The 9952-nt window shown below is 67.8% G+C and carries 10 protein-coding genes; 4 read left to right on the top strand and 6 right to left on the bottom strand.

Features of this window, described 5'->3' with window-relative positions; genetic code table 11:
* Positions 1-38: 38 nt before the first annotated feature.
* Both QZ258_RS01185 and QZ258_RS01190 read left to right on the top strand, forming a co-directional pair.
* A complete protein-coding gene (locus QZ258_RS01185; RefSeq protein ID WP_294178305.1) occupies positions 39-869 on the top strand; it encodes an FAD:protein FMN transferase in 831 nt (276 codons plus the stop codon).
* On the top strand, positions 866-2410 hold the full coding sequence (locus tag QZ258_RS01190; protein WP_294178272.1) for a ferredoxin--NADP reductase: 1545 nt from the start codon (positions 866-868) through the stop codon (positions 2408-2410). Before QZ258_RS01185 ends, QZ258_RS01190 begins: the two co-directional genes overlap by 4 nt.
* On the opposite strand, the gene QZ258_RS01195 is transcribed toward QZ258_RS01190, so the two are convergent.
* Complete coding sequence (locus QZ258_RS01195) at positions 2330-4243, bottom strand: heavy metal translocating P-type ATPase (protein WP_294178273.1); 1914 nt, start codon at positions 4241-4243, stop codon at positions 2330-2332. The two genes, QZ258_RS01190 and QZ258_RS01195, sit on opposite strands and share 81 nt — an antisense overlap.
* 187 nt (positions 4244-4430) lie before the next feature.
* Between QZ258_RS01195 and QZ258_RS01200 the strand changes: the two genes are divergently transcribed.
* The gene (locus QZ258_RS01200) at positions 4431-4862 is read left to right on the top strand and encodes an Hsp20/alpha crystallin family protein (RefSeq protein WP_294178274.1); all 432 of its coding nucleotides are present in this window, start codon (positions 4431-4433) and stop codon (positions 4860-4862) included.
* A gap of 352 nt (positions 4863-5214) precedes the next feature.
* On the opposite strand, the gene QZ258_RS01205 is transcribed toward QZ258_RS01200, so the two are convergent.
* A complete protein-coding gene (locus tag QZ258_RS01205) occupies positions 5215-5925 on the bottom strand; it encodes a hypothetical protein (RefSeq protein WP_294178276.1) in 711 nt (236 codons plus the stop codon).
* 215 nt (positions 5926-6140) lie between these two features.
* Between QZ258_RS01205 and QZ258_RS01210 the strand changes: the two genes are divergently transcribed.
* A complete protein-coding gene (locus QZ258_RS01210) occupies positions 6141-6557 on the top strand; it encodes an Hsp20/alpha crystallin family protein (RefSeq protein ID WP_294178278.1) in 417 nt (138 codons plus the stop codon).
* An 85-nt stretch (positions 6558-6642) separates the two neighbouring features.
* Here the strand turns inward: QZ258_RS01210 and QZ258_RS01215 are convergent, their stop codons facing one another.
* The 4 genes from QZ258_RS01215 to QZ258_RS01230 form a co-directional block, all read right to left on the bottom strand.
* Positions 6643-7287 (bottom strand): SDR family oxidoreductase, encoded by a 645-nt coding sequence (locus QZ258_RS01215; protein ID WP_294178280.1) that lies wholly within the window; start codon positions 7285-7287, stop codon positions 6643-6645.
* Between the two features lie 171 nt (positions 7288-7458).
* Positions 7459-8673: an NADP-dependent isocitrate dehydrogenase gene (locus QZ258_RS01220; protein WP_294178283.1), complete on the bottom strand. Its 1215-nt coding sequence runs from the start codon at positions 8671-8673 to the stop codon at positions 7459-7461.
* 192 nt (positions 8674-8865) lie between these two features.
* Complete coding sequence (locus tag QZ258_RS01225; RefSeq protein ID WP_294178285.1) at positions 8866-9039, bottom strand: hypothetical protein; 174 nt, start codon at positions 9037-9039, stop codon at positions 8866-8868.
* Between the two features lie 42 nt (positions 9040-9081).
* On the bottom strand, positions 9082-9952 hold an 871-nt coding region (locus tag QZ258_RS01230), incomplete at its 5' end, for a hypothetical protein (RefSeq protein ID WP_294178287.1).

The raw sequence follows: 9952 nt of genomic DNA on the forward strand, positions 1-9952 counted from the left end.
TCGTCGACCCGCTCCCCGTCGCGTGGCGGTTCGACGCGATCGGAACGGCCTGGCGCATCGACACCCGCGCACCGCTCGGCGACGCGCTCGCCGCCGCCGTGACCGCGCGCATTGACCGGTTCGACCGCGACTGGTCCCGGTTTCGCGTGGACTCGCTCGTGCACCGGATCGCCGAAGCGCCCGGACGCTACCGGATGCCGCCCGACGCGCCGGCGCTCCTCGACCTCTACCGCGAGCTCTATGACGCGACCGCCGGGCGGGTCTCGCCGCTGGTGGCGCGCCAGCTGGAGCGGCTCGGCTACGGCGCCACGCCCGCGCTCCGTCTGGCCGCCGAGCATCTGGTGCCGCCGTGGGACGACGTCCTCAGCTGGGACGGCGAGCGCCTCGAGACGACCACCGCGGCACTGCTGGATGTCGGCGCGGCCGGCAAGGGCTACCTGGTTGACCTGGTCTGCGAGCTCTTGCGCGAGGCGAGCGTCTCGGAGTTCCTGGTGGATGCCAGCGGAGACCTCCGCGGACGCGGCGAGCTCGGGCTGCGGATCGCCCTCGAGCACCCCGGCGACCCGCGGCGCGCGGTCGGCGTCGCCGAACCGGGAGCCCGGGCGCTGTGCGCGAGCGCGACGAACCGGCGCCGCTGGGCCGATGTGACCCACCACGTGCTGGATGCCGTCACCGGCCTGCCGACCCCGCACGTCGTCGCGACCTGGGCGATCGCCGACACGGCGCTCGTCGCCGACGGCGCGGCGACGGCGCTGTTCTTCGACGTCGAGCCCGACTTCCTCCAGCGCCACCGCGTGGAACACGTCAGACTGTTCGCCGACGGACGTTTCGACGTCTCCGCCGACTTCCCCGGAGAACTCTTCTTGTGACTACGCTGCTCGACCGACTGCTCGGCCACCTCACGACCTACCGACTGGTGATCGTCAGCCTGATCGTTCTCGTGATCGTCGCCCTCGGGCTCGGCGCCGCGGGCGAGCTCGCCTTCACCCCCCTGGAACTCCTGGGCTCCCTCGCCGTGCTGCTCGCGGCCACCCATGCCGCCAACGTCGTCGCCGCGCGCATCGCCCGGGTCAGCCCGCACTACGACTCCTCGACGATCACCGCGCTACTGCTGTTCTTCATCCTTCCGGCGAGCCTCGACCCGCTCGCCCTCGCCGCGGACGCGGGCGCCGCGGCGATCGCCGCCGTCAGCAAGTATCTGTTCGCGGTGCGCGGCCGCCACATCTTCAACCCCGCCGCGACGGGCGCGTTCCTGGCCGGCATCATCGGACTCGTCACCCCGACCTGGTGGGTGGGCACGCCGCCGCTGCTGCCGCTCGTCGTGGTCGCGGGGGCGCTCATCCTGTTCCGCACGCGGCACCTGCCGCTCGGCGCTGTCGCGGTCGGCGTCGCGACCGCGATCCTGCTCGGGCGGTATCTGGGCGCCGGCCTCGACCTCGGCACCGCGCTCGGTTTCGCCCTCGCCTCCTCACCCCTGCTGTTCTTCATCGGCTTCATGCTGAGCGAACCGCTCACCCTGCCGCCGCGCCGACGCCAGCAAATGGTGGTCGCCGCGCTGGTCGCCGTGATCCTGAGCGTGCCGTTCTCGACGGGGGCGCTTGAGCTCGGCGCGGTCGCGCTCGGGCCGCTCAGCTCGACGCCCGAACTCGCACTCATCGTGGGCAACGCCGTCTCGTTCGCGCTGGGTCAACGCCGCGGCATCCGCCTCGAGCTGATGTCGAAGCGGCAACTGACCCCCACCAGCTGGGAGTTCGAGCTGCGACCGCTTGCGCCGGTCCGCTTCACGGCGGGGCAGTTCATCGAGATCACGCTGCCGCACCGGGGCACCGACGGCCGCGGCAACCGGCGCGTGTTCAGCATCGCCTCCGCCTCCGCCGACCGGCTCAAGATCGGCGTGCGCTCAACGCCGCCCACCTCGACCTTCAAGCAGCGCCTGCTCGCCCTCGAGCCCGGCGAGCGCCTCGGCGCCACCTCGGTCGGCGGCGACTTCGTGCTGCCGCGCGACCCGGCCGCGCCGCTCCTGCTCGTCGCGGGCGGCATCGGGATCACCCCGTTCATCGGGCATCTGGAACACCTGTCTGCCCTCGGCACCGCCAACGGCGTCAGCCCGGATGTCGTCGTCGTCTACGCGGTCTCGGACACCGCCGAACTCGCCTACCTTCCGGAGCTCGCGCGCAGCGGCGCGCGTGTCGTCATCGCCTCGCCGGAGGAGCCGGCGGATCTGCGACCCGGGTGGAGCTGGATCGGCCCCGACCGGCTCAGCGCCGAGGCGATTCTGGCCGCGGTTCCCGACGCGCCCGCGCGCACGGCATACCTGTCGGGCCCGCCGTCACTCGTGGAGACGCTGCGCCGCACCCTCCACCGGGCGGGCGTCCGCCACCCCCGCACCGACGTGTTCGTGGGTTACTGATCGTTCCCCGCGGCCGGGCCGCAGGGCGCGCAGCGCCGCCAGGATCGCGACCAGGTCGACGACCTCCTGAAGCCCCGCGCCCACGATCGCGGGCAGCGACCCGGTGAGGGCGAACAGCATCAGTCCGATGCTGATGATGATGCCGATCCAGATGCTCTGCAGCGCGATCGCCACGGTGCGCTGGCCGATCGCGACCGCGCGGGCGACACCGTTCAGGTCATCGAGCAGCAGCACGATGTCGGCGGATTCACTCGCCACCGTGGTCCCGCGTGCGCCCAGCGCGATCCCCACCTCGGCAACCGCGAGCACCGGGGCGTCGTTGACGCCGTCTCCGGTCATCATCACCGGGCGATCGGGCAGTTCGCGCAGAATCCGCACCTTGTCTTCGGGACGGCACTCGGCGTGGACCTCGTCGATGCCGACCTCCGCGGCGATCGACTCCGCCGTGTCGGCCACGTCCCCGGTCACGACGAGCGTGCGCTGGATGCCGAGGGCCGCCAACTCGGCGAGGGTCTCGCGCGCCTCGGGGCGCGGCTGGTCGCGGAGGATGAGCGTTCCGGCGAAGCTGCCGTCGACACCGACGTAAACCGCCGCCTCGCCGGTTTCCAGTGCCGCGCGCTTCAGCCCCGCGACGTGCTCCGCCACGAAACCCGGCTTGCCCACCCACACCGTACGCCCGTCGACGACGGCGCGGACGCCGGTCGTCGCGACCTCTTCCGCGTCGCCGACCGGCGGCTCGACGATTCCCCGCGCGGCGATCTCGGCGCGCAGGGCCTGGGCGAGGACGTGGCTGGAGGCGCGCTCGGCCGCACCCACCAGGGCGAGGAGTTCGCGCTCGGGGATTGAGGAGGCGACGTCGACGCGCACCAGTTCGGGCATCCCGCTGGTGAGGGTGCCCGTCTTGTCGAACACCGCCGTCCGCACGCGCGCGAGGGTCTCGAGTACCCCCGCGGACTTCATGACGATGCCTTCTTTCGCCGCGCGACCCATTCCGCCCATGAAGGCAACCGGGGCGGCGATCAGCAGCGGGCACGGCGTCGCGACGACGAGCACCTCGGCGAAGCGGACCGGGTCGCCCGAGATCGCCCAGCCGAGCACGGCGAGGCCGAGTGAGACGAGGGTGAAGGGCACAGCGTACCGGTCGGCGAGCCGCACGAGCGGAGCGGTACTCGCGGTCGCCTCGCGCACGAGGGCGACGATGCGCTGGTACTGACTGTCCGCGGCGAGCGCCGTCGCCTCGATCTCGACGACCCCGGCGCCGTTGACGGCGCCACTCGAGACGGCCGAGCCGCGCTCGCGATCCACCGGGAGGCTCTCGCCCGTGATGGAGGACTCATCGAAGGTGCCCGTCGCGCTGAGGAGGAGTCCGTCGACCGGAATCACCTCCGAGGGGCGCACGAGGATGCGATCCCCGACCCGGACGTCGTCGGCCGCGATGTCCACGAGGGCATCGCCCTCGACGCGGTGCGCCACCTGCGGGCTGCGATCCAGGAGCGCCTTGAGCTCCCGGTTCGCGCGTCCCGCCGCGAAGTCTTCGAGCGCCTCACCGCCGGTCAGCATGAGCACGACGATCAGGGCTGCCCAGTATTCGCCGACGGCGATCGTGCTGATGATCGCGATCAGGGCGAGCAGGTCGAGACCGAACTCTCGACGCAGCATGCTGCGCACCATGCTGACGCCTTCGCGCAGCGCGACGAGCGCGGCGAATCCGCCGACCAGCCACGGCACGATCCCGTCCAGCGGTGTCGCCAGCAGCACGAGCCCGATCACACCGACCGCGAGCGTGACGCCGACGAGCGGGTACCGAACGAAAAAGCCCACGACACGTCTCATGCGTTCTGCTTACGCCTGTTGTGAGCGGATTTCCAGTAAGCCGAGCCTGCCCTGACCGGCGGTTTCGCCGTGAGCGAGCACGCCGAGAGTTCGCCGAGAACCGCTGGCACTCTCGGTAGGAGAGTGCTAAATTTTTCACACTTGAGTCAAGGTGACTCAACTATCGAGAATCATCCAGGAGGACCCGATGACACTTCTCTTCGACCCCTTCCGTGAGTTGGACCGCGCGACCGAACGACTGCTCGACAGCCGACAAGGTCCACGACTCATGCCCATGGATCTCTACCGCGACGGCGACCACTACGTGCTCACCGCCGACCTTCCGGGCGTCGACCCGGGCAGTGTCGACATGGACGTCGATGGCCAGCTTCTGACCATCCGCGCTGAGCGCACCCCCCGGTCAAAGGAGGGTGTCAAGTGGCTCACGCGTGAGCGCCCCGCCGGCAGCTTCCTGCGCCAGCTCAACCTCGGGCAGGGCATCGACACGGCCAGCATCTCCGCCAGCTACGAGAACGGCGTGCTGAGCGTCCTGATCCCCGTCGCCGAAGAGGCCAAGCCGCGCAAGATCGCGATCCAGTCCGGCCACGCCACCCAGGTCGAGGTGGAAGCCTCGAAGTAACTTCGCGCGATCACGGGCCCGGATGCGTCGCGCATCCGGGCCCCTTCGCGTTGCTGTCGTCTGACCAGAGACGATCGCACGCGATGACGCGAACCACTACCCCTCAGAGCGAGAGGCGACTCGCCTCTCTGCGCGTCGCGCGAGAAGAACCGACAACCATGCGATCGCTCCGATAAAGGGAATCGCTACCACGACAATCGTCCAAGTCACGCGAGGGGCACGAGCGAGGTCCGCCTCGGCCACGAGCGTGAAGACTGCCACGGACATGAGTAGCACCCACAACACCGGCACGACAAAATAGAGAAACGCGAAGCTCGGCGGAAGCAGCAGTTCGTTCATCATGCATGACCTGTCAAGAGTTCGTTGACCAAGCGGTGTCCCCTCCGACGTTCAATTGAACCCATACGTTCCATGAGCCGAGGACACCTCCAGTGACGTCAGACTGCCATCGCGCATAAGCATTCCCACTCGCATTCTCATGCTGTTTGTAGGCAACTCGCACCGGCGACGTGCAGCTGGTCGGGTAGATGCAATTCTGGGCGCCATAGCCTGTGCTGGTGATGTAGTCGTATCCTCCCTGTACGTGCGTGTAGCCGACATTTAACGCGGCGATGAACACGGTTCCGATCCACGCATCGACTTGGCAGCCGGTGCGCGCTGCATAGCCGCTCCCCGTCGATGTCGTACAACCCACAATGCTCATCGGGCTCGCGACGCCCGCCGGAACTTCCTCCGGGATCTCAACTCCGACTGCAGCGACTGATCCGTCCGCAAACCGCTCGATCGAATACTCACAACCATCAACAACGCGCGACTCGGTACTTACAGGAACACCCTCCCCATACACGTCCCAAGGTTCGCCAGCAACGACCTTTGCCAGCAGCGCGTCCTGCTGCTCTGCTGGCACGTCCCACCGCACCAGAACCGCTCGAATCGCCTGCTCCTCCTCGTCCGATAGAGGAACCGCGGCGCTAGCTGGAGCGCCGAACAAGACAGTCGCGACGAGTGCGGTTGCGCCTAGCAAACCAAGCGCTGAGCTTCGTGATTTATTGACGAATGCCACCCCGCCTCCAACCTGAGGTTTCCACCACAAGATCACTGGTAGACAGACTTGTCAAGGATCCACCTCGTGTCGCACGTAAGACGCGAAGCGTGCGAGCTCAGCCAATGCGGTCTGCGGCGTCGTTTGACGTGCGCGCTACTCTCGCCGCATGGTCGTGTTCGCCGACAAACCGATTCCCGAGTTGACGATCGAGCAGCGGGAGCAATGTCTCGAGAGTGACCCGCCTGACGACGGAGCTCGACCGTGTGGCCGGGCAGTTGCTCAACAGCCGCCAGGTCCCGCGGCTGATGCCCATGGACCCCTACCGCGACGGCGACCACGACGTGCTCACCGCCGACCTCCCGGGCGTCGACCCGGGCAGTGTCGACATGGACGTCGATGGCCAGCTTCTGACCATCCGCGCCGAGCGCACCCCCCGGTCAAAGGAGGGTGTCAAGTGGCTCACGCGTGAGCGCCCCGCCGGCAGCTTCCTGCGCCAGCTCAACCTCGGGCAGGGCATCGACACGGCGAACATCTCCGCCAGCTACGAGAACGGCGTGCTGAGCGTCCTGATCCCCGTCGCCGAGGAGGCCAAGCCCCGCAAGATCGCGATTCAGGCGAAGCCCCACGGCAAGGCTCAGGTCAAGGCCTAGCCCGCCACCGACTCGGACCCGGATGCTCCCCCCCGCATCCGGGTCCGGTTTTGTGCTGATCGGGCCCTCGGCGCGGTGCGGCAACTCAGTCGGCCAGGGCCTCGGCGATCGGGGTGCGCCCCGTGTTGAAGCGGATCGTGCGGTGAATCGTGCGCGGCTCGACGAGCGTCTGCGCGATGACCGCCGCGACATCGCCGCGACTGACCGAGCCGGCGCTCGGCGCCTCGGCATCGATCTCGCCGGTCGGCTCATCGAGCGTCAACGTGCTCGGAGCGAGGATCGTCCACTCGAGGGCGCTCGCGCGCAAGAACTGGTCCGCGGTGGCCTTCGCCTCCGCGTAGGCGAAGAACGGGTTGTCGGCGGGAACGCCGTGCTCGGGGTCGGCACCGAAATACGACACCATCACGAACCGGGAAACGCCCGCCGCGAGCGCGGCATCCATCATGCGGATCGCCGCATCACGATCGACGGCATAGGTGCGCTCCGGATCGCCGCCGCCGGCACCCGCCGACCAGACCACCGCGTCGTGCCCCTGCGCCAGCGCCGTCAACTCGTCGAGATCCGCCGTCTCGACGTCGCAGACGACCGCGGTCGCACCACGCGCCTCGACGTCGCTCGCGTGCGCGGGATTGCGGATCACCGCCGACACCGAGTCGCCCCGCTCCGCCAGAATCGGGGCCAGCAGCAGCGCCACCTTGCCGTGACCGCCGATCACCAGAATGCGTGCCATGAGAACCTCCGCGGGTGGGTCGTCGACTCCGCCGCGCGTCCGCGCCGCGGATGCCTCGACGCTACTCGCGTTCGTGACGACCCGCCGGGGCCCGGCTGTGCGAGACCTCGTTAACCGCGTCAGCGCCCGTGCGGGTGCACGGGCGCTGACGGCGAATCAGTCGCGGGGCGACTAGCCCAGACGCGCCTTCAGGTTCTCGTCGAGCGTCGCGAGGAAATCCTCGGTCGTCTGCCACTCCTGGTCGGGGCCGACCAGCAGCGCGAGGTCCTTCGTCATCTTGCCGCTCTCGACCGTCGTGATGACGACATCCTCGAGGGTCTCGGCGAAGGTGATGAGCGCCTGGTTGCCGTCGAGCTTGCCGCGGTGCATGAGCCCGCGAGTCCACGCGAAGATCGACGCGATCGGGTTCGTCGAGGTGGGCTTGCCCTGCTGGTGCTGGCGGTAGTGGCGCGTCACCGTGCCGTGCGCCGCCTCCGCCTCGACGATCTTGCCGTCGGGCGTGGTGAGCACGCTCGTCATGAGGCCGAGCGAGCCGAAGCCCTGCGCGACGGTGTCGGACTGCACGTCGCCGTCGTAGTTTTTGCACGCCCAGACGTAGCCGCCCTCCCACTTCATGGCCGAGGCGACCATGTCGTCGATGAGACGGTGCTCGTAGGTGATGCCGGCGGCCTCGAACTGCTCCTTGAACTCGGCGTCGTAGATCTCCTGGAAGATGTCCTTGAAGCGGCCGTCGTAGGCCTTCAGGATCGTGTTCTTCGTCGAGAGGTACACCGGGTACTTGCGGGCCAGGCCGTAGTTGAGTGAGGCGCGCGCGAAGTCGCGGATCGACGCATCCTGGTTGTACTGCACCTGGGCGATGCCGTCATCGGGCGCGTCGTAGACCTCGAACTTCATCGGCTCGGAGCCGTCCTCCGGCGTGAACTCGACCGTGAGCTTGCCCTTGCCCTTGAACACGAAGTCGGTGGCGCGGTACTGGTCTCCGAAGGCGTGACGACCGATGATGATCGGCTTGTTCCACCCGGGAACCAGTCGCGGGATGTTCGAGATGATGATCGGCTCGCGGAAGATCACGCCGCCGAGGATGTTGCGGATGGTGCCGTTCGGCGACTTCCACATCTGCTTCAGGCCGAACTCCTTCACCCGGGCCTCGTCGGGGGTGATGGTGGCGCATTTGACGCCGACGCCGACCTTCTTGATGGCTTCGGCGGCGTCGATGGTCACCTGGTCATTGGTCTCATCGCGGTATTCCATGCCCAGATCGAAATAGAGCAGTTCGACATCCAGGAACGGGTTGATCAGCTTGTCCTTGATGTACTGCCAGATGATCCGGGTCATCTCGTCGCCATCGAGCTCGACGACGGGGTTGGATACCTTGATTTTTGCCATGACGGGGAGGCCCTCTTGGGAACGGCGCGCTTTTGACGGCGGGGGTGGAATACGCCTGCGCTATAGCACCGCCCGGGGACGGGCGGAAGCGCACCGGTTATGCACTTTCAGCCCATCTTTTCACCGAGAACCGCCATTCTGACGGCGGCTCTCGCTCCTTGTCCTGGACGGGTTTTCCTGGCCTGACCCCCTCTAGAATGGGACCTGCGTGGCGGTCCCGGCCACGATGTACCAGGTCACGAACAGGCCCGCGATCAGGGCTCCCGGCAGGCTCGACCCGGTCCGCCGCCAGGTGAAGGTCGCGATCACGGCGACGATCGCCAGGAGCGGCACGAACTGGATCGCGACGATGGTCGAGAGCGGCACGAAACCAGGGTCCGGGATCGGGTTGAACAGCTTACTGGTCAGTCACAGTGTGCCGTATTGCAGCACCAGCAACACGATGAAACCGAGCGTCAGCGCCAGGATGTTGGTCAGATAGAGCGCTCCGCGCGGGGCGCCCATGGTCGAGAAATTCCGATGCAGCACGTGCAGCGCCACCACGAAAAACGCCGTGAACGGAATCAGATAGATCAGGAAGATGAGGAATTGCTTCGCGCTCATCAATTTGAGTGCGACGATCCAGAATCTGAAGTCGATCTTGAACACGAGGTCGGCGAGCCAGAGCGCGGCGTAGCCGACTGCAACCGAGGCCAGCGCGATCACGACGGATTGACTGACGAGACCGGCCCGGCTGGCGCGCTTCGGGGCGAACCACATCAGGGCCAGCGTGATCAGGCCGTTGATGATGGCCCAGATCAGGATCTGGTTGGTGATGCCCTGTGGCAGGAACGCGCTCGGGGTCACCAAGGTGCCGCCCAGCGCAAAGGCCGGGTAATAAGTCAGCGCCGGAATGAAGGCAGACAGGATGAACGCCGTGGTCCAGCGCCGGCCGCTCGCAGCCTGATGCGCCGGCATGGTGCCGTCGGCAACCGCCGGCAGCCGCAGGCGGGAGAACATCGGTGCCTCCAGCAGCCCGTCAAATGTCCCGATCACCAGCGCCACGAAGCCGATCAGCGCGATCAGGGTGCCGATCTCCTTGCGGAACCAGATCTGGTCGTCGACCGGACGAGGCGTGCCGCCCTTCAACGTCTTGGCGAACCAGTCGAGGCTGTAGCCGATCGCCTCATGCGAGATGTGCTCGGCCGGATGGGTCATCGCGGGGGTGTACAGCACCCGGGCGGTGCCATTGGCGGGATCGCCATAGACCTTGCCCGGCTCGACCGCGCCTTGCGTCCCG

The sequence above is a fragment of the uncultured Schumannella sp. genome (assembly GCF_905479755.1).
Lineage (GTDB): Bacteria > Actinomycetota > Actinomycetes > Actinomycetales > Microbacteriaceae > DCRR01.

Bases quoted from the DNA above. Each gene is read 5' to 3' on its own strand.
- QZ258_RS01215 (WP_294178280.1), bottom strand. From the start codon at position 7,287: ATGGCACGCATTCTGGTGATCGGCGGTCACGGCAAGGTGGCGCTGCTG.
- QZ258_RS01220 (WP_294178283.1), bottom strand. From the start codon at position 8,673: ATGGCAAAAATCAAGGTATCCAACCCCGTCGTCGAGCTCGATGGCGAC.
- QZ258_RS01195 (WP_294178273.1), bottom strand. From the start codon at position 4,243: ATGAGACGTGTCGTGGGCTTTTTCGTTCGGTACCCGCTCGTCGGCGTC.
- QZ258_RS01200 (WP_294178274.1), top strand. From the start codon at position 4,431: ATGACACTTCTCTTCGACCCCTTCCGTGAGTTGGACCGCGCGACCGAA.